The following is a 19,886-nucleotide window of genomic DNA, read 5'->3' on the forward strand; positions in this document are numbered from 1 at the left end:
TATGACGAATTAATAAAATTATAGGGTTAATACAGAGATATTTTTTACTATTTATTTAAAATCTTACAATAACAAAAAATTTTATTTAGCATTATTTTAAATGCTTTTTAAAAAATCGTTCCAATGTATCAAAAGGGATGATTGTTACGTTATCATATAAATCCACATGAACAGCATTTGGAATTAGTAGTAATTCTTTAGGTTCTGAAGCCGATTGATAGGCATCTTCACTGAAATATCGTGAATGTGCATTTTCTCCGGCAATTAATAATATTGGTCGGGAAGATATTTCTTTAATATAGGTTAAGATAGGCATATTCATAAAGGAGAGGGGATTGGTAGCATTCCAAGCTCCCGTTGAATTCAAAGAACGTTCATGAAATCCTCTGGGTGTTCGATAGTAATCGTAATAATCTTTTACAAATTGCGGTTCATCCCCATTTAATTTTACAGGATTTAATAAAGGGCCTGCATGAAATATGCCATCTTCTGCATCCTTCCATCGTTGCTCACTCAATTGCTTTAAAATGTTCGTTCGTTCTTCTAAAGTCATTTTATCAAAATATCCTTTGGACATCACCCGGGACATATCATACATACTTGTTGTGGCAACAGCTTTTACCCGTTTGTCCACCGCCACAGCGTTTAGGGCAAATCCTGCCCATCCGCAAATACCAATAATTCCAATTTTATTTTTATCTACATTTTTTTGAATTCCAAGAAAATCAATGGCTGCACTAAAATCTTCAGTATTAATATCGGGAGATGCTACATTGCGAGGTTCCCCGCCGCTTTCTCCTGTATAAGAAGGATCAAAAGCCAAAGCAATAAAACCTCGTTCTGCCATTTGATTGGCATACAATCCCGAAGCTTGTTCTTTAACGGCTCCAAAAGGTCCACACACAGCAAGTGCGGGTAGGGGTATGTTAGTGTGTTTTTTAGGGATATATAAATCTCCGATAAGAGTAATTCCGTAGCGATTTTTAAATGTAACTTTCTGTCTTATTACCTTATCGCTTAACGTGAATGTGTAATGTTCGGTTTGTTTTGTCTGATTCATTTCTACTTGATGTTTATTTTGCTGACCTGCTGCCCAAATAACTAGGTTCATTGCCAGTAATAGGGTTATTTTTTTCATTCGTTGAGGATTGATGGTGTTAATAAAATCATTATTTCAACCTTATTAATGATATAATTGTATGGTTTGAATGATATATATTATTTTCAAGTAAAAATATAATGGGATTTCTTTTTTTATTTTGTTATACGGTTCATTTTAATATTCTGTATGGCTCAATTGTAGAAACGAAATATACGTATCAAGTTTATTTAAATACAAAACAATACTAATATCAAAAATTTAATTAGTATTTATAGTTCTAAAATAGTCGTCAATTTAAAATTGATAGATTTAATTATATATTATTTTTTTATATCAATATAATTTTTTGAAAATATGATTAAATAAATCTGTGGAATTTAAATATTAGATAAAATATTTAGATTTTTGTTATATTTGCAAGATAATATAAAATTTAATACTATGAATAAAAATTTTACAATTTTTTTATTTTCATTTGCATTAATTTCTTGCTCAAATCCTTTGGAAAGAGAATATAATGCAATAAATTTAGATAGAGATATAATTGCTATCGAAAAGATTGAGAATATGAACCAAGAGGATAAAAATATTCTTAAGGAATGGTTAAGGAGTTCAAATTTAAAACATGATTTAACAGGTAAAACATATCATCAAATTTTAGAAGATGCTAAAAAATTTGCTGAAATGGATGAACAGTTTTCACAAGATAAAATTAATAACGATGATGAAAAAGAAGAAGATAAAGTAAATAAAGCTTTAAATATATCTATTAATGATTATAATCATAAACCTGCTAATATTAATGATTATCAATTTAATTCTTATCATATATTTAAATATACTATACATAACAATTCGGATAAAGAAATTAAAGCTATCAAATTCGGTTTTCATATTTACAATGCTTTAGGAGATGAAATTGGAGATGGCTATATGAAAACTTTTACTGATAAAAGAATTAAGCCTTATGGGACATATAAAGGAACGATGAGTTTTGATGCAGAAAATGATATTAATGACCTGAAATTGGTGAATTCAAATTTTGACGATTTAATATTCAATTTTACAGTTAACAAAATTGTTTATACAGATGGAACTGAATTGATGTAAATGATAGGATTAAATTATATTATTAATTAAAATACAAAAAAAAAATGATTAAAGTTTTATAAATTTTATTTAAATAATTTCAATTAAAAATTTAAAAATTAATTTTAAGTCTGATATAAAAAATATCAGACTTTTATTTACAAAAAATTAATTTTAAAAAAATTCATACAATGCTTTTTTCCTTGCAAAATATATTATAAGGGAACATGCCCTAATAATTCTTAATGTGCGCCACAATGTGCCTAACCAGCAAAATAGAATATAACTCCAACAAATATTTGGATGGTGGGTGGGCTTGAGTTCTTTGATTATCGGCTAAGCCGCATAATACTGTTTTTAATGAGCAGTAGATTTTCGTCATCTTCTGTTGATCAACGTTCATAAGCGTTTTTATGAGCCTGTTGCTTCTCTGCTTTGGTATAAGTTTTTTTACTCCCTCTTTTTCCTTTTAAGTTATAACAGGGCTGAAATTTGTCATAAAGTTTTTCTTCCAATTCCTTTCTTCCTAAATCAACTAAGATGTATGATAGCTTCAAATGTTTTGTGATAAATTCATTTAAAAGAACTTCAATATCATCAGGAAAACTTTTGCGGGAGCTTGCTTTTTCAAAGTTGGGATGATCTGCAAAATGTGAGCTTCCTAAATTTCTTCTGAAAGTATGATTTTTTGTATTCAGAATATCATTCATCCTGCCTCTCAAACTACCAGTTTCGCCAACATAACAAAACATATCATCTTCCCTGAAAATATATACTGCAGCTTCATCAGGAAACTGACCAGCCCATGATCTGCTTAATTTAATAGGAATTTGCTCTGAATTGTTCAACAATTCATCCTCAAGCATGCTTAAATATTGATTGATGTCTTCTTTTGTCATGATAATATTCATAAAATAGTGGTGTTTACAGGCTATCTTCCTGTTTTTAAAAGCTAACTATTTGCAAACATAAATAAATATAATTATATAACTAAATGTCTTTGAGGATATTTAAACGATGTTATTCCACTTCAAAAGTAACGGTTACAAATAAGCGTTGGCAAAGTGCGGTTGCATATATTGTCCTATAATTTATATTATGTTAAATAGAATATTTAAGTAAGATTGCATTTATTTTAGCTATAGCTTTTTGTGATCTAAAGTTAGTAGAACCTATATGAAAATAAATTTTGTCAACATATTTGAATACGTCTTCTTTCCAACGATTATGACAAGGATGTTGTTCCCAGATTTTTTTATCTTTTACTACTTGATACAAACTCTCAAAATCGTTGATTTCTAAGGGTAATATTTGTACATAATCATTTTCTAAATTGGGTTGAATTGAAAAATTCATTGTATTAATTCTTAAGGTTTAGTTTTTTATAAATTTTTTTAGGAATGGCTTTTTTGTTTACTAAAATTGCGGTGGTTTTAAATTGTACGTAATTTTTTGTGACGTATAAATATCCTTGATAATCATTACTAATTCCCCAAGAATTTTTAACTAAATAATATTCCTTTCCGTTTTGGTCTTTAGCCAAGCCCACTATATGCATGGCATGATCATCTGTTGTAGTTTTATTGTTAAAGGCTTCCTGACGCAATTCTTCAGTGATAACCTTTTCCGGCTTGGGATAATTGAATAAATTTGCTTTTTCTTCGGAAGAAATGGAATAAATATTCGTATCGGGAACATAAGCGATACCATTTTTCCAACTGAAATACGGCTCGCTAACATCGCTGGCCCATCCAATCGTATATCCCGTTGATAAAGCATGATCTATAATTTCAGTCAATTCCTTCATGGGAACATTGTACATTTTGTCACCACTCCAATTATCAGGTAATGGCGGATAAAATAGTGTATAATATTCGTAATCTTTAAAAGATGAAATTTCTATATAATCCTTTGGATCTAAATCAACAATTTCTTCTGCAAATGTTTTAGGTGTATATTCTTTACCCTTATAAATAAATGTTTCAGGAACTTTTCCAATGTATTTATCTAAAATAGATGAAAAATTTTGCGTCCATTGGGTGTTAATAGGTGCTTTTTGAGATTTTACCGTATCTAGATACTCTTTAAGTTCTTGCTGCATTTTACTGAAATTATTCTTTATAGCACCATTAATTAGTCCGGTATAGGCTTCCTGAGGAACCATTCCATATTTTTTGTACATATTAATAACATCGTGTAAAGAACCTCCATCACCATAATTAACGTAACCGTCCATTAAAATATAATTTTTGGCTTTATCCTCGTAAGTTTTTCTGGCAGTGTATATTTCTGCTATATCTAATACCCGATGATGTTTTTTATATATTTCAGATTCTAAAAAAGAATTTCCTGCATAACTCCAGCAAGTCCCTGAAGATCCTTGATTTTTTACGGAAGTATTATCCAGTTGTTTTATGATAGTAAAACGAAAATCGGTATGGGTTGATTTATTATCTTTAATTTTATTGATTAAATCATCTTGAGCATAACTTATTGAAGGTAAGATCCATAATGCTATTACAAAAAAGATGGTTTTCTTCATAATTTGATAATTATTTTTTATCGCTTGCTTTCTTTTTCTTTTTATTAAAGTAATCGTATGCAAAATATCCTCCTAACAATAAGATAAATACAGGTATATAATTAGTTTTATCTTTAAGCGGAACATTTGTGTTAACGGTACGAAACATTCTATTCCATCTTATTTTAAATTTGGCAGGATGCCCGAAAGGATCATTTTCGAATAAACCTTGAATGCTTAACCAGGTAAAAATAGGAGTTCCAATAATATGATCTTCCGGTACGTATCCGAAATAACGGCTGTCTAAAGAATTATCTCGGTTGTCCCCCATCATCCAATAATAATTTTGTTGGATGGTATAGGTGTTAGTTTCCTTACCGTTTATGTAAAATTTGCCTTCCTTTTCCTTCAAATCATTATATTCATAATTTTTAATGATTCTTCTATATTGATCTATATTTTGACGGGTCAACGTAATAATATCCCCTTTTTTAGGTATCATGAGAGGACCATATTGAGAGCCGTTCCAACCACTATGAAGGGGAAAAATGGAATTAGTTGTATCAATTTTTGTTTTTGCTATATCTCTATAATGGATGCCCTCCTCTCCTTTATTTGCATATAAAATCTGAATAGAGTCTACCGTATCAAAATTTTTTATTTTGTTTGCATTTTCTTGGGTAAGCCCTTTGAAATAATAAATAGTATTACCCTGTTCGTTCATTCCTTCTTGATATGTGGCATATCCCAATAGATCTTCAATTTTTCTTTGACTGATTCCGGCTTGGGTTGTATATACTAAATAGTCTCTTTGTTGTTCTTCATCTTTTTTTATTTCTTCGGGTTTTCCATTGATAAATAAATTTCCATCAATCAATTGAATTTTATCTCCCGGTAAACCCACACAGCGCTTAACATAAGGATCTTTCCTATCTATGGCAGTATGCAGAGAATCTGTAGGATAATTAAAAACAACGATATCATATCTGTTAACCTTTGTCCAACCGGGAAGTCTCATATACGGCAAACGAATTTTATCCACATAAGAATTTATTTGATTTTGAGGTTGTTGATTGTTTCCCAACGGAATTTTATTTTGTAAAAAAGGCAACGCTACCGGAGTCATCGGAATTCTTATTCCGTAATTCAACTTACTGACAAAAAGGAAATCTCCTACCAGCAAGGTTCTTTCCATAGAAGCTGTTGGAATGGTAAATGGTTGAATGACAAAAGCATGGATGACTGTGGCAAATATAACGGCAAACAATACGGCAGATATAAATGTTTCTTTTCGTTCTTGTTTACCACTGTATTGTGTTTCAGGTGAATAGTTTATATATGCTAAAAAAATAAATGAGAAGAATAAAACTAAAACGGCATCTAAGTATGAACGACGATTGTAATGTCTTATAAAATCTACTAGTATAATAGCTCCCATAATTGGACCGACAATCGGGATAAATACTATAATAAACCACCACCAAGGTCGATGAATAATTTTTAAAGTAACTAAAATATTATAAAAAGGAACTAAGGATTCCCATGCTTTTCTACCTGCTTTTTGAAATAATTTCCAAGCAGTCAGGAAATAAAATATATTTGAAAGTAAAGCGAATAGTAAATAATAAGTTAAATAATGCATGAGATAATCTTTAAATCTTTTTAATATTTAGTTATTTAGTAGCCTAAAATAAAATAGTTTTTGTCTAAAAGCCTAATACATCTTTCATGGTGAATACCCCTTTTTTTCCGATAAGCCATTGGGCTGCAATTAATGCTCCCATAGCAAATCCTTTTCTAGAATGGGCTACATGTTTCAGTTCAATATCGTCTATAGGCGAATTATAAATCACAGTATGTGTTCCGGGAACATCATGAACTCTCTTAGCTTCAATTCCCAATAAATTATTATTGGTTTTATAGGATAAATTCCATCCGTCAAAACCATAAATCGGTATGATTTCATCGGCAAGCGTTATGGCAGTACCACTGGGTGCATCTTTTTTTTCTGTATGATGAATTTCTTCAATGTGAACCGTATATTCACGGAACTTCTGCATTATTTCAGCCGCTCTTTTATTTATTTCGAAAAATAAATTAACGCCTAAACTGTAATTGGAAGAATAAATAAATCCCCCGTTATGCTTTGCGCAATATTCTTTTACTTGAGGAAGCTTATCTAACCAGGCAGTTGTTCCACAAACAACAGGTATACCCAATTCTAAACAAGCAATTACATTTTCATAAGCAGTAGAAGGAGTTGAAAATTCAATAGCTACATCCGCACCATTTAAATTTTTTTGAGTTGGTTTTTCTTCTAATCGGGCTACAATTTCGTGATTATGATTTTTAGCTATTTCTTCAATGGCTTTACCCATTTTACCATAACCTACTAAAGCTATTTTCATAAGAATATATATTATTTTTTATAAACATTAATCATTTTAAAAAGACAAGCAAAATGAAAGTCCAACTTTTTGATTAGTAAACCAGGTATCGGCGTCTTCCATAATAACAGGTCGTACAGCAAGATCTTTATCTTTATCGAATATTGATAGATGAGCATCAACGGTGGCATCAACAATATTTAAAAGATAAGCCAGAGAAGTCAGCACAATCGCATAATCTCTGTTTCTCCTTTCCGAATCTTGAGCGTTAGCTAAAACTTTAGGACTGATTCCCGCTACATCTGAAAATTGATGCTTTTGTCCGCTAAGTTCCGCTAAATAGGCTTTGTGATATTTATTATATCGATTGTCGTAATATTTTATAAAACCGATCCCCGCACCAATAACCCCTAGCACAATAGGAGCTTTAATATATTTTTTATTGTACAATTGTCCTAAACCGGGAAGTATGGCAGAGTATAAAGAAGCTTTCAGAGGGCTTCTCAACATGGTTTGAGTAAGTGAATCTGTATGATTAATATTGCGTATTATAACGCCATCATCACTAATGGTGGCATGGTTTGTTTCTTGATTTTGCGCTAAAATAAAACAAGTAAGAAATAATGAAAGTATAACCAATATTTTCTTTTGTATCATTCTAATAATTTCTGAATTCTTTCAAATTCTTCCGTGGAATCAAAATTAATGATAATTTTTCCTTTTCCTTTTTCTGTAGCCTTTATTTCAATAGTTGTTTCGAAATAATCCTCAAAATTTTTCAAACCCTTTTTTAAATGATTGGGTAATTCTTTTTCTTTGGAAACTTTTTTGCTTTTAGGATTTTTAAACGTTCGAATGAAACTTTCGGTTTGTCTTACGGATAATTGTTCTCGTACAATTTTTTCATAAACAAATAATTGTTTCTCTTGCTCTTCCAAGGATATGAGCGCTCTTCCATGTCCCATGGAAATTATCCCGTCTCGGATTCCCGTTTGGATAATCGGAGAAAGTTTTAAAAGTCTTAAATAATTGGTTATGGTGCTTCTGTCCTTCCCTACTCTGTTACTCAAATTTTCTTGAGTTATATTGATTTCTTCAATTAATTTTTCAAAGCTTAAGGCAATTTCGATAGGATCCAGATCTTTTCGTTGAATATTTTCAACTAAAGCCATTTCTAAAAGTTCCTGATCGTTAGCTAATCGAACAAATGCAGGTAATTTTTTTAAACCGGCCTGTTTGGAAGCGCGATATCTCCTTTCTCCCGAAATTAAATCGAATTTGTCTCCATTTTTACGAACAGTTATTGGTTGTATTAATCCTAACTGTTTAATAGAAATGGATAATTCATCTAATGCTTTTTGATCAAAATTAGTTCTGGGTTGATTGGGATTGGTTATAATATCATCAAGTGAAATTTCCAAAATGTTACCTACTAATTCTTCTGCTCCTTTTTCTTCGGCAGAATTAACTTTTTTAGAATTCTCACTTAAGATTGCGGATAGACCTCTACCCATAGCTCTTTTTTTGTCTATAGCCATAATTTATTTAACTTCAGCCTTGTTTTTATTTAATACTTCTTCAGCAAGTAAGATATAGTTTATAGCACCTTTGCTTTCTGCGTCATATTTTAATATGGATTCGCCAAAACTCGGAGCTTCACTTAATCGCACATTTCTTTGTATGAGACTGTCAAACACCATATCCGGAAAATGAGTTTTGACTTCTTCTACCACTTGGTTCGATAAACGTAAACGGGCATCATACATAGTTAATAATAACCCTTCAATAGTTAGATCCGGATTGTGCAATTTTTGCACGCTGTTTATCGTATTAAGGAGTTTTCCTAAACCTTCTAAGGCGAAATATTCACATTGGATGGGAATTATTACAGAATCGGCAGCAGTTAAAGCATTTAAAGTAATTAATCCTAATGACGGGGCACAATCAATGATTATGAAGTCATATTCATCTTTTATATCTTTTAAAGCTTCTTTTAACATGTATTCTCTATTGACCTTGTCAACCAATTCAATTTCGGCAGCAACAAGATCTATATGAGCCGGTATTAATTCCACATTTGGGGAAGTAGAAGGTTGTATGGCATCTTTGGCAGAAGCACTGTGTTCCAACACTTCATAGGTACCATATTCTACTTCTTCGATATTAATACCTAATCCGGAACTGGCATTTGCCTGAGGGTCTGCATCGATGAGTAAAACTTTTTTTTCAAGCACCCCTATGGCCGCAGCCAAATTGACGGCTGTGGTGGTCTTTCCAACTCCTCCTTTTTGATTAGCTATAGCAATAATTTTTCCCATCAGTATAATAAAATTTCAAGCTGTAAAAATACAATTTTTAAACGGTATATTCAGAAAAAATTATCAACATTAGAGGGATTTATAGCAGGTTATTGACTATTTTTTTGGTATTATTATGCTGTTTTTTCTCTCTAATTTAATTATTTTACTTTGAACTTTATTTTAATTTTATTTGGTTTTAAACATTCATCGCAAAAGTATTACAAGTTAAAAAGGTTTCTCTTTATTATATATTAAAAAAATAGTTTAGAATATATAAGTTTAAATTAAACCTTTTAAAATATGATTTGTCAATAAAGTTGTAAATCTAAAGTTATATGAAAAAAATAATTTTTGTAGGAGCATTAGTATTTTCCTCTACTTTTGCTTTTACACAATCTAAATGTGAGGATCCTAAGGATCATGATAAAAAAGAAGAAAAAGTGAAAGAGATGAGGGATAGGATGGCTAAAGAACTTAATTTAACGGAAGATCAAATTAAAAAGATTAATTTAATTGAGGATAAATATAAAAGCCGCGAAGATGAGTTGAGGAAAAAATCAGAAGAATTGCGTCAACAAATTCATCAATTAAAGGAAGATAAAAAATCTGAAATAAATAAAGTTTTTACTGAAGAACAAAGACAAAAGCTTAAGAAAATTAAAGAGGATATGCATAATAAAAAGCATTTACATAAACAGGGTAAAAAATTTCGTTCCTAAAGAAAATAGTATATAATACAATTCTTATTTCAATTAAAAAGAGCTTCTATCTAATAGAAGCTCTTTTTAATTTTATAGTATATATATTATTATCAAAAAGTTAAGAAAAATTTTGCATGTCAATTAATTTTTTATAAATACCATTTTTCTCCAATAATTCAGCATGAGTTCCTTGTTCCATTATTTTTCCTTTATCCATCACCACAATCATATCTGCATTGACAATGGTTGATAATCTATGAGCTATAACCAGGGATGTTCTGTTAGACATAAGATTATCTAAAGCATCTTGTACCAATCGTTCACTTTGAGTATCTAAGGCAGAAGTTGCTTCATCTAAAATCATGATAGGTGGATTTTTCAATATAGCTCTGGCGATAGCAATTCTTTGTTTTTGTCCACCCGATAATTTTCCGCCTCCTTCACCGATGGTTGTTTCGAAACCTTCCGGCATTTGCTCAATGAATTCCAGTGCATTGGCAACTTTAGCAGCTTCTATAACTTCATGCATGGATGCATTTGGATTGCTTAATTTAATATTATTGGCAATGGTATCATTGAATAATATGGATTCTTGGGTAACCATGCCCAATAATTTACGGTAAACTTTTAAATTTAAATCTCTTAAATCATGACCATCTACATAGATCACTCCGCTATCTACGTCATAAAACCGTGCAATTAAATTGGCTAAAGTAGTTTTACCGCTACCGCTTTGTCCCACTACTGCAATTGTTTTGCCTTTAGGTATAAATAAATTTACATCTTGAAGAATGGGATGTCCGTCAACATATTGGAAATTAATATTTTTCAGTTGAATTCCTTCTTTTATTTCGGATAATTCTATGGCATGTTCCGGTTCGTAAATCTGTATGCTGGTTTCTAATGTTTCCACCAAGCGATCTGTAGAGGCCGTACCTTTATGTAAATTCGTGATGGAAGTTGATAAGGTTTTGGCCGGTTCTAATAATTGAAAAAATAGAGCTATATAGACTAAAAAGGAAGGAAGATTTAAACCTTCACCGTCTAAAATAAGAACTCCGCCGTACCAGGTTATAAAAATCATGGCAACAGAACCTAAAAATTCAGAAGAGGGCGAAGCAAGTTCATATTTTTTCATCATATTTATGGATAGCCTTCTGAGATTAAGAACGCTATTCATAAATCTGTTTTTCATGGATTCTTCGGCATTGAAAATTTTGATTATTTTAGTTCCGTTTAGCGTTTCATCAATTACTGAAAGTACATTACCCGATTCGGCTAATCCCTTTTTAGCATCTTTTTTCAAACTTTTTCCAATTGCGGAAATAATCCACGCCATAAAAGGCAGAACAATAAATGCTATTAAAGTTAACGAAGGGCTGATGGTTATCAAAGCGATAAGAGTAAAAAGAATGGAAAAAGGCGTCCTCCAAAGCTCTAAAATAGAAGTTAAAATATTGCCTTCCACCTCTCCTACATCTCCGGAAAGTCGTATCATAATATCCCCTTTTTTTCGATCAGTGAAATAAGAAACAGGAAGCGTAAGGATTTTATCATACATGGCAACCCGCAAATCTTTGGAAACTCCGCTTCGTAACAGTACAATAAAATATTGAGCTAAATATCTGAAAATATTTCTAAATAAAAATAAAACTATAACAGTAACACAAAGATAAGCTAAAATCGTTTTAGGATTGGTTCCTTCAAGGGAATGATCTAAAAATACATAAAATTTATATTTCAGCTCAGCCATCATACCCGTTGAGGCTTGCATTTCTTTTTTCGTTTGTTCAATTAAAATTTGATTTTTTCCTCCTAAAAGCATTTCCAAAATGGGCATAATGGAAAAAACGGAAACTATTGAAAATAAAGAATATAGAACGTTAAATAGAATTCCTAATATAAATTCTTTTCTGTAGGGAGAGGCAAATTTTTTTAGTATTTTTTTTAATGATTTCATGCTACCTTGAGATTAATACAAAGGTAAACAAAAATTCGATTCTTTTTTGTCAAAAAGTAGCTTGTATTCCAATATGAATTTTAGAATCTGAAAAATTTACAGGTTCAGAATCGTATTTACCAACGGCATAGTTCAATGAAAAAATCCCGAAACGTGTTAAAAAGCTAATTCCTACTCCGGTTCCCAATAAAAAGGGTTTTGTATTTTGATTTTTATTCTCAATCCATGCAACATCTGTAAATAAACTTAAATACAGTTCTTCAAACGGAACGTATCTGTATTCTAAACTTCCGATGATATACGCATTGGCATAAATAGATTGTTCATTGAATCCACGAATAGTTTTCAAACCACCGATTTTAAATAATTCATTTACTGTCAACGTATCCGAAAGTAAGGTTGAAGCATTTATTTTCGGTTTTAGATAATGAGAAGCAGATAATTTTATTAATTTCTCTAGGGAAGCACTTACATTATATTCAGTTAAATTTTTTCGATCTTCCGGTATATTCCTATATGCAATTCCTTTTATGGAGTATAAATTTTTAGGACCTAAAATTTCGTTTTCATTTCTTTCTTTGTATTGATAACTTATGCCTAATCCTGTTTTGGAAAAGTTGTTATTATTATCTAATTCCGATACATATCGTGAGTTTTCATATAATCCTTCTATACCTAACCGTTGATTTACGGTGTATTGATAATATATATGTTCATTTAGGCGAATGGTTGCATAGGTGCTGTCTTGTTTAAATATAGTTAACGATGTTTCTGATCCGAATTTAGATTTAAAAAGATAGGGTACGTTGACTTGAACTTCAAAGTTTTGAGATTTATCCGGTGTGGATAACCAATTTAAGTTAATGGTTTCAAATGAATTCAATACATTGCCTAAAGAAAGTTGCAATTGACCGTTGACTTTGAATTTACCTTTTTCGTCATTTCCAAAGCCTACCATGCCATCCAATGAACTGGCTTTTCTTTTTTTCAAATATAAATAAATCTTGGTAGAATCGGGGGTGAATAATACTTGCGGATTTTTTTCTTCAGCTATAAATGCTGTTCCTTGTAACATAGCTGAAATTTCTTTAAGTCGCTTGTCTGTATAGGTTTTACCAAGAAATCCATATTCTAATTCTTTTATTATTCCTCGAGGGATTTTGGTATATCCGTTTAAAACAAATGAATTGATGAGTCTTTTTTGGTGAAGTTCAACATGTATGGATGCTTCTAATGGTTCATTTGCAAGGAATAATTGTGTGTGGACTTGGTTAAATGCATATCCTTTTTTTATATAATAATAATGGATTACTCCTGCTAAAGAATCAATATTATCTGTTTGAAAATGATTTTTGTTAGTAATTGCCGCTTGTGAAAGAGAGTCTAATTGTACCCATACTTTTTTGTAAAATTTTCCTCTGTTAATATAAACTAAGGTTTCTTTTTTATCTTTTTTTAAAGAATCCAGTTTTAAGGTATAAAAACCTAGATGTACTAAAGAATCTAAAATCGAACCTACTTTATTTTCAGAATAGGTTTTTGAAAACCATAGTTTTTGATTATTATATATCTTAATGAAATTTTTTTCTACTTGGCCATGAAGCAAAATGGGTAAAATAATTATATAAATATAGAGCAGCTTAAATTTCATAAGTTGTACTAACAAAAAAGCTCAATGGTAAGGTACAAATTTAAAACTAAATTATTTTATATTTTTATTTAATAAAATTCTTTAGTTTTTTGTAGGCGTCAATGTAAATGATGCTATTAATGGGAAAATTACAGATATTTTAGTATAATCGTCATGTAATAAACTATATAAATACTTATATACTTTCTAATTAATTATAGTTTTGTATGCATTTCCATTAAATAGATTGTAAAATAGTTTGTAAATTTTTTTATTAACTAAAATTTGAAATAAAATATAAGTAGTTATATATCAAAATTTTAAGATTTAAGGTTATTTGAGTTAATAATTTCTAACATATGCTCTTTACCTATAGTATGGGCTGCTTTAAGTGATAGAATCCATTGGATGGTATGATCCAACTTTTCTTGTTTTTTTATACTGTCTTTTTGATTGATATAATGAAGAAGCATAAATAGTATAGAAAAAAGAAGTAAAATAATAGTCAATGCAAACGCAGGATTAAATTGTTGATAGGCGGAAGGTGATGGATTTACATCATAGATCCAATTAACTAATAAAACAAGGGTGGAAATTATAAACAATCCAATAGCTGTCATATAATTAAGCAATGATAATTGTCTTACTTGCTTTATTTTTTGTTCAGAACTTGCTATCCATAATTTAAATTCTTCTTCCAAATTTTTCCAAGAATCAGAAGTATTGTTTTGTTCTTTATTAATGAGCGTAAATTCATCGGTAGTGAAATGAGTGAATACCCAATATTCCCATCCCAAGCCTAAAGCCAAAACAATTACAATAAAAATTATAGAAAGAAAACTGTAAAATATCTCTTGGATGATATGATAATAAAATCCTAAACCTACTAAGACTAACACTAATAGGGTAACTAAAAAATACTTTAAGGATCCTGAATTTTTTTTCTTCTTTTGATCATTATCTTTTTTATCGATATTATCAATAGTATTTCCTATATTTTGTTTATCTGATATATTTTTATCCATTTTATAAATTTATTAACAAAATTATATAATATTTTAATAAATTCATAAAAAATTAACGTAAAATACCACCGGTTACCATTCTACCGGAATTTATGGTTTGCCTTCTTGCCGAAAAAAATAAATTAGGTTGATTAACCGTACATAAATTTTTTATTTCTATATGTTGAGCGAGACAACCTGCTTGTTCCAGTAGCAACTGATTTGCTTTTCTAAGATCAATATGATATTTTCGGGTTTCTTTATTTTTAAAACTAATTAGATTACTATCAAAACCTTCTTTAATAAAATCTTCAATGACATGATCTCCTACTTCAAAACAGTTCGCGCAAATGCACGGACCAATTCCTACTCTGATATTTTCAGGTTTGCAACTAAAATGACGTACCATTTCCGACAGAGTATTTAAAGCAATTTTGCTAATGGTTCCTCTCCATCCTGCATGGATGGCTGCCAAAGTGCGGGTTAAAGGATCATAAAATATTATAGGTACACAATCGGCTGTAGTTATTCCTATGCAAATTTCCTTTTCTTGAGTCAGTAAAGCATCTTTATTTTGAAGAATTTCAGATTGTTTATCACTTGTTAAATCTAAAAAATTTCGGTCAATAAGTAACACGTGATTGCTGTGAGTTTGAACAGGTATAAATAATTTATGGGTTGAAATACCTATCTCATTACAGAGTCTTTTTCTGTTTTCAATCACATTTTTCGGATCATCCCCGGAGGTTGTTCCTAAATTGAACGATGCATACTTCCCGACACTTACTCCGCCTTCGATTGTAGTTGTAAAATGGGTTAATTCTCTGTATGCAGATAAATTATCAAATGTCAGGAGATTCATATAGTTAAAAGAGAATATTTATAAACTCATCAATTCTAGAGTGTTCTATATAAATTCTTAATGGGCTTCAAGCCAATTGGGACCCACTCCAACATCTACTATTAAAGGAACTTCCATACGTACGGAGTTTTCCATTGTATTTTTTATGAGTGTCGATACTTCCTTAATTTCTTCATCAGGAGCATCGAAAACCAATTCATCGTGCACTTGTAACAAAAGTTTGGTTTGAAATTTTCTTTCCTGCAACAGTTCATGAATGTGTATCATGGCTATTTTAATTACGTCTGCTGCTGTTCCCTGAATAGGCGCATTTACTGCATTCCTTTCTGCATGAGAACGCACTACGCTATTTCCGGAATGGATGTCCGGCAAATACCTTCTTCTTCCCAATAAGGTTTCTACATATCCGTTTTTTCGTGCTATCTGTACTTGTTCCGAAATGTATTCTTTTAAAACGGGATAAGCCTGATAATAAGCATCAATCAAACTTTTTGATTCGGATCTAGATAAACCGGTTTGCTCACTTAATCCAAATGCAGATACTCCGTAAATGATACCAAAGTTAACCGTTTTCGCTTGAGAGCGCTGCTCTTTAGTCACTTGATCCATAGGTACATGAAATACTTTTGATGCAGTAGCCCTATGGAAGTCCTCACCGTTTTTAAAGGAAGTGATCATGGTGGGATCCTTACTCATGGCTGCAATGATTCTCAATTCAATTTGGGAATAATCGGCAGAAATTATTTTATGTTTAGAATCCTTTGCTATAAAGGCTTTACGTACTTCTTGCCCTCTTTCGGTTCTAATAGGAATATTTTGAAGATTGGGATTATTAGAAGCTAAACGACCGGTAGCTGCTACAGTTTGTGCAAAGGTTGTGTGTACTCTTCCCGTTAGTGGATTTACCTCATTGGGCAGGGCATCAACATAGGTAGATTTTAATTTTTGCAGCTGTCTGTATTCTAATAATAAATCTATAATTTTATGTTTATGCGCCAGCTTTAATAAAACATCTTCGCCGGTTGCATATTGACCTGTTTTGGTTTTTCTGGGCTTAGTACCTAATTTTAATTTATCAAATATAATATCTCCTAATTGTTTGGGTGAACTGATATTAAATTCCTCTCCGGCTAAAGAATAAATTTCTTTTTCCAACATAGACAGGTCTTCAACTAATTCTTTAGACATTTCGCCTAATGCTTTGATATCTAAATTGATACCTTCCCATTCCATGTCTTCCAACACCTTCATTAAGGGCATTTCTATGTCATCAAAAAGCTTTTTAAGATTATCATGTTTGAGTTGAGGTTCAAATTTGTCTTTAAGCTGTAAGGTAATATCAGAATCTTCAACCGCATATTCTTTTTGCAATTCAATAGGAACGGAAGAAAACAATTTTTGATTTTTTCCTTTTTTTCCGATTAAAGATTCTATGGGAACAGGCTTGTAATTAAGCTCTGTTTCAGCCAATAGGTCCATATTATGTCTTGCATCGGGGTTGATTAAGTAATGCGCAATCATGGTATCAAAAAGTACCCCTTTAACTTCTACCTTATATTTTCTTAAAACTTTACAATCATACTTCAAGTTTTGGCCTACTTTAACTATATTTTCATCTTCGAAAACCGGTCGGAGCAGTTCTATAAATTCTTGTGTTTTTTCTTTGTCCTTAGTACTAAAAGGTACATAGTACCCTTTTGCATTTTCATATGAAAATGAAATACCGACTAATTCCGCGATCATGGAATCAGTTGAAGTAGTTTCCGTATCAAAGCATACAATTTTTTGCTTTAAAAGTTTATCTACCAACAATTTTACTGCCACAGGAGTTTCTGTCAGTTGATAGAGATGATCAGTATTTTCAATAGTTTTCCAGTTGGCGCTTTCTTTCATTTCAATGTCCTGATCGGTTGTATCAAACAACGATCTTTGTCCATTTACCGGAGCTTTACCGGAAGAATTTTTTTCTAAATTAGATTCACTTTCAGAAATAATATGATACGTTTTCTGAAAATTTGTAATCATATTTCTAAACTCTAATTCTTCAAAAATTTTAATGACCTCTTCAACATTCGGCTGATCCACCGTTAAACTTTCATAATTAAATTCGATAGGAACATGAGTATCAATGGTTGCCAATTTTTTTGATAAAAGGCCTAATTCCTCATTTGCTTCCACTTTTTCTCTCATTTTTCCTTTTAATTCAGAAGAATGAGCAAATAAGTTTTCAATGCTTCCGTATTCTTTAATAAATTGTCTAGCCGTTTTTTCGCCTACACCGGGTATTCCGGGTATATTGTCTACACTGTCTCCCATCATACCCAAAAGGTCAATAACTTGAGACGGATTTTTAACTTCGAATTTTTCTTTAACAGATTCTACATCCCAAATTTCAATATCGTTTCCTCTGGATGCCGGTTTAAAAACAAAGATATTTTCGGAAACTAATTGCGCATAGTCTTTATCCGATGTCATCATATAGGTAGTATATCCCTCTTTTTCCGCTTTTTTTGCCAAAGTTCCTATCACATCATCGGCCTCGTACCCTTCTTTCCAAAGACAAGGAATATGTAATGCTTCCATCAGTTTATGGATATAAGGAACAGCTATCCGTATAGCTTCCGGTGTTTCTTGCCGATTGGCTTTGTATTCTTTATAGACCTGATGACGGAACGTTTCTCCCACATCAAAAACTACAGCCAAATGTGATGGCTTTTCTTTTTTCATTAAATCGAAAAGCGTATTGGTAAATCCGAAAATAGCGGAAGTATTTAACCCTTTTGAATTAATTCTTGGGTTTTTTATAAAGGCATAATAAGCTCTGAATATAAGAGCATAGGCATCAATCAGAAATAGTTTTTTATCGCAATCTTGACTGGTCATTCTTTAGGGTTATCTGTGTTTTTATTTTCAAATATAAGATATTTGAAGTTAACACTTGTTGCAAAATGTAAAAAGAAAAACCTTTAAGATATTAATTGAAAAAATGTTTATATTGATTTTAAAGTAGTAAATCCTGAAGAATTCTAAAATATCAATGATTTATACCGATAGTAATTTTAACACGTAAAGGATTTATTTAACAGATAAATAGAACTTTATAGAGTAGTATCTTTTTAAAATGATTTATAAATAATAAACTTTATATAATTCATTAAGATAAAATGGTAGTTAATAGCGAATTATATAAAGCTTATTATGTAAGAATTTAGTCTTCTTGACCTTTTAGTTTTTCTGCATTTTCGGCAATTTTTACCGCTTCAATCATTTCATCAATATCTCCATTCATAAAGTTATCTAAATTATAGATGGATTTATTAATACGATGATCCGTTACACGACCTTGCGGGTAATTATAGGTACGAATTTTAGCCGAACGGTCTCCGGTGGATACCATCGTTTTTCTGTGTGCTGAAATTTTATCAAGATGCTCTTGCAACTTCATATCGTATAATTTGTTACGAAGCATTTGTAACGCCATCTCTCTATTGGCATGTTGTGAACGTGCTACCTGACATTGAATCATTATTCCGGTGGGCTTATGCGTAAGCTGAACTTTGGTTTCTACTTTATTAACGTTCTGTCCTCCTGCTCCACTAGATCGAGCGGTTTGATATTCTAAATCTGCCGGATTAATTTCAACATCTACTTCTTCAGCTTCGGGTAAAACGGCTACGGTTATGGCTGAAGTATGTACTCTTCCTTGTGATTCGGTTTCGGGAACCCTTTGAACTCGGTGTACTCCCGATTCAAATTTCATGGTTCCGTAAGCTCCTTCTCCACTAACATTAATAATCATTTCCTTATATCCTTTAACGCTACCTTCCGTAGCGTCTACTACTTCAAAGTTCCAACCCTTTTGTCTCCAATACATGGTATACATTCGGAAAATGTCTTCCACAAAAATAGCCGATTCATCACCCCCCGTTCCGGCTCTTAATTCAACGGTGATATTTTTGTCGTCTTCAGGATCTTTTGGAATTAACATATATTTTATGTTTTCTTCCATTTCAGGAATTTTGGCTAAGGCATCATTTTTTTCTTCTTTTGCCAATTCAACCATATCAGGATCAATGCCTTCTTTAATAATTTCATCGGCATCGGAAACTGTATTAAGTAAGGATTTGTATTGATGATAGATTTCTACTATTTTGTTTAAGTCTTTATATTCTTTGTTTAGTTGAGCATATCTTTTTTGGTCTGAGATAACATCCGGTTGAATAATTAAATCTGATACTTCATCAAATCTTTGTTTTATAGCCTCTAATTTTGATACTAAATCTGACATATATACTGATGGTTTAAGTTTGCAAATGTACAACTTTGATAG

At 31.2% G+C, this 19,886-nt stretch carries 17 protein-coding genes; 2 read left to right on the forward strand and 15 right to left on the reverse strand.

The window, feature by feature from the left end; translation table 11 throughout:
* Positions 1-91: 91 nt before the first annotated feature.
* Positions 92-1,138, reverse strand: a complete 1,047-nt coding sequence (locus GFV01_RS04380; RefSeq protein ID WP_160565110.1) for an alpha/beta hydrolase — start codon at positions 1,136-1,138, stop codon at positions 92-94.
* 405 nt (positions 1,139-1,543) lie between these two features.
* Between GFV01_RS04380 and GFV01_RS04385 the strand changes: the two genes are divergently transcribed.
* The gene (locus GFV01_RS04385) at positions 1,544-2,212 is read left to right on the forward strand and encodes a hypothetical protein (protein ID WP_160565112.1); all 669 of its coding nucleotides are present in this window, start codon (positions 1,544-1,546) and stop codon (positions 2,210-2,212) included.
* Positions 2,213-2,583: 371 nt separating this feature from the next.
* Here GFV01_RS04385 and GFV01_RS04390 read toward each other — a convergent pair whose 3' ends face one another.
* The 8 genes from GFV01_RS04390 to GFV01_RS04425 all read right to left on the reverse strand — a co-directional run bounded on the left by GFV01_RS04390 (position 2,584) and on the right by GFV01_RS04425 (position 9,417).
* Positions 2,584-3,057, reverse strand: a complete 474-nt coding sequence (locus tag GFV01_RS04390; protein ID WP_160565114.1) for a GIY-YIG nuclease family protein — start codon at positions 3,055-3,057, stop codon at positions 2,584-2,586.
* Between the two features lie 235 nt (positions 3,058-3,292).
* Complete coding sequence (locus tag GFV01_RS04395; RefSeq protein ID WP_160565116.1) at positions 3,293-3,547, reverse strand: hypothetical protein; 255 nt, start codon at positions 3,545-3,547, stop codon at positions 3,293-3,295.
* Positions 3,548-3,551: 4 nt separating this feature from the next.
* Complete coding sequence (locus tag GFV01_RS04400; protein WP_160565118.1) at positions 3,552-4,733, reverse strand: aminopeptidase C; 1,182 nt, start codon at positions 4,731-4,733, stop codon at positions 3,552-3,554.
* A 10-nt stretch (positions 4,734-4,743) separates the two neighbouring features.
* Complete coding sequence (gene lepB, locus GFV01_RS04405) at positions 4,744-6,354, reverse strand: signal peptidase I (protein ID WP_160565119.1); 1,611 nt, start codon at positions 6,352-6,354, stop codon at positions 4,744-4,746.
* 64 nt (positions 6,355-6,418) lie between these two features.
* The gene (gene dapB / locus GFV01_RS04410) at positions 6,419-7,120 is read right to left on the reverse strand and encodes a 4-hydroxy-tetrahydrodipicolinate reductase (protein ID WP_160556652.1); all 702 of its coding nucleotides are present in this window, start codon (positions 7,118-7,120) and stop codon (positions 6,419-6,421) included.
* Between the two features lie 36 nt (positions 7,121-7,156).
* On the reverse strand, positions 7,157-7,756 hold the full coding sequence (locus GFV01_RS04415; RefSeq protein ID WP_105297599.1) for a DUF5683 domain-containing protein: 600 nt from the start codon (positions 7,754-7,756) through the stop codon (positions 7,157-7,159).
* Positions 7,753-8,637: a ParB/RepB/Spo0J family partition protein gene (locus GFV01_RS04420; RefSeq protein ID WP_105297598.1), complete on the reverse strand. Its 885-nt coding sequence runs from the start codon at positions 8,635-8,637 to the stop codon at positions 7,753-7,755. Before GFV01_RS04420 ends, GFV01_RS04415 begins: the two co-directional genes overlap by 4 nt.
* 3 nt (positions 8,638-8,640) lie before the next feature.
* On the reverse strand, positions 8,641-9,417 hold the full coding sequence (locus tag GFV01_RS04425) for a ParA family protein (RefSeq protein WP_160542095.1): 777 nt from the start codon (positions 9,415-9,417) through the stop codon (positions 8,641-8,643).
* Between the two features lie 317 nt (positions 9,418-9,734).
* Here GFV01_RS04425 and GFV01_RS04430 point away from each other — a divergent pair, with 317 nt between their 5' ends.
* Positions 9,735-10,118 carry a Spy/CpxP family protein refolding chaperone gene (locus GFV01_RS04430; RefSeq protein WP_160565121.1) on the forward strand — a complete coding sequence of 128 codons (384 nt, stop codon included), beginning with the start codon at positions 9,735-9,737 and terminating at the stop codon, positions 10,116-10,118.
* A gap of 100 nt (positions 10,119-10,218) precedes the next feature.
* On the opposite strand, the gene GFV01_RS04435 is transcribed toward GFV01_RS04430, so the two are convergent.
* From GFV01_RS04435 to prfA, 6 genes are all read right to left on the reverse strand, one after another.
* Complete coding sequence (locus tag GFV01_RS04435; RefSeq protein WP_160542097.1) at positions 10,219-12,060, reverse strand: ABC transporter ATP-binding protein; 1,842 nt, start codon at positions 12,058-12,060, stop codon at positions 10,219-10,221.
* A 49-nt stretch (positions 12,061-12,109) separates the two neighbouring features.
* Positions 12,110-13,711 (reverse strand): BamA/TamA family outer membrane protein, encoded by a 1,602-nt coding sequence (locus GFV01_RS04440; RefSeq protein WP_160565123.1) that lies wholly within the window; start codon positions 13,709-13,711, stop codon positions 12,110-12,112.
* 299 nt (positions 13,712-14,010) lie between these two features.
* The gene (locus GFV01_RS04445) at positions 14,011-14,715 is read right to left on the reverse strand and encodes a hypothetical protein (RefSeq protein ID WP_160565125.1); all 705 of its coding nucleotides are present in this window, start codon (positions 14,713-14,715) and stop codon (positions 14,011-14,013) included.
* Between the two features lie 52 nt (positions 14,716-14,767).
* Entirely contained in the window at positions 14,768-15,556 is a 789-nt protein-coding gene (gene pgeF, locus GFV01_RS04450; protein ID WP_160565127.1) for a peptidoglycan editing factor PgeF, read from the reverse strand.
* A gap of 57 nt (positions 15,557-15,613) precedes the next feature.
* Positions 15,614-18,439: a DNA polymerase I gene (gene polA, locus GFV01_RS04455; protein ID WP_160565129.1), complete on the reverse strand. Its 2,826-nt coding sequence runs from the start codon at positions 18,437-18,439 to the stop codon at positions 15,614-15,616.
* Between the two features lie 325 nt (positions 18,440-18,764).
* Positions 18,765-19,844 carry a peptide chain release factor 1 gene (gene prfA, locus GFV01_RS04460; protein WP_105297590.1) on the reverse strand — a complete coding sequence of 360 codons (1,080 nt, stop codon included), beginning with the start codon at positions 19,842-19,844 and terminating at the stop codon, positions 18,765-18,767.
* Between the last annotated feature and the right edge of the window lie 42 nt (positions 19,845-19,886).

This window comes from Apibacter sp. B2912 (assembly GCF_009827835.1).
Lineage (GTDB): Bacteria > Bacteroidota > Bacteroidia > Flavobacteriales > Weeksellaceae > Apibacter.

Bases quoted from the DNA above. Each gene is read 5' to 3' on its own strand.
- GFV01_RS04380 (WP_160565110.1), bottom strand. From the start codon at position 1,138: ATGAAAAAAATAACCCTATTACTGGCAATGAACCTAGTTATTTGGGCA.
- GFV01_RS04385 (WP_160565112.1), top strand. From the start codon at position 1,544: ATGAATAAAAATTTTACAATTTTTTTATTTTCATTTGCATTAATTTCT.
- GFV01_RS04390 (WP_160565114.1), bottom strand. From the start codon at position 3,057: ATGCTTGAGGATGAATTGTTGAACAATTCAGAGCAAATTCCTATTAAA.
- GFV01_RS04395 (WP_160565116.1), bottom strand. From the start codon at position 3,547: ATGAATTTTTCAATTCAACCCAATTTAGAAAATGATTATGTACAAATA.
- GFV01_RS04400 (WP_160565118.1), bottom strand. From the start codon at position 4,733: ATGAAGAAAACCATCTTTTTTGTAATAGCATTATGGATCTTACCTTCA.
- lepB (WP_160565119.1), bottom strand. From the start codon at position 6,354: ATGCATTATTTAACTTATTATTTACTATTCGCTTTACTTTCAAATATA.
- dapB (WP_160556652.1), bottom strand. From the start codon at position 7,120: ATGAAAATAGCTTTAGTAGGTTATGGTAAAATGGGTAAAGCCATTGAA.
- GFV01_RS04415 (WP_105297599.1), bottom strand. From the start codon at position 7,756: ATGATACAAAAGAAAATATTGGTTATACTTTCATTATTTCTTACTTGT.
- GFV01_RS04420 (WP_105297598.1), bottom strand. From the start codon at position 8,637: ATGGCTATAGACAAAAAAAGAGCTATGGGTAGAGGTCTATCCGCAATC.
- GFV01_RS04425 (WP_160542095.1), bottom strand. From the start codon at position 9,417: ATGGGAAAAATTATTGCTATAGCTAATCAAAAAGGAGGAGTTGGAAAG.
- GFV01_RS04430 (WP_160565121.1), top strand. From the start codon at position 9,735: ATGAAAAAAATAATTTTTGTAGGAGCATTAGTATTTTCCTCTACTTTT.
- GFV01_RS04435 (WP_160542097.1), bottom strand. From the start codon at position 12,060: ATGAAATCATTAAAAAAAATACTAAAAAAATTTGCCTCTCCCTACAGA.
- GFV01_RS04440 (WP_160565123.1), bottom strand. From the start codon at position 13,711: ATGAAATTTAAGCTGCTCTATATTTATATAATTATTTTACCCATTTTG.
- GFV01_RS04445 (WP_160565125.1), bottom strand. From the start codon at position 14,715: ATGGATAAAAATATATCAGATAAACAAAATATAGGAAATACTATTGAT.
- pgeF (WP_160565127.1), bottom strand. From the start codon at position 15,556: ATGAATCTCCTGACATTTGATAATTTATCTGCATACAGAGAATTAACC.
- polA (WP_160565129.1), bottom strand. From the start codon at position 18,439: ATGACCAGTCAAGATTGCGATAAAAAACTATTTCTGATTGATGCCTAT.
- prfA (WP_105297590.1), bottom strand. From the start codon at position 19,844: ATGTCAGATTTAGTATCAAAATTAGAGGCTATAAAACAAAGATTTGAT.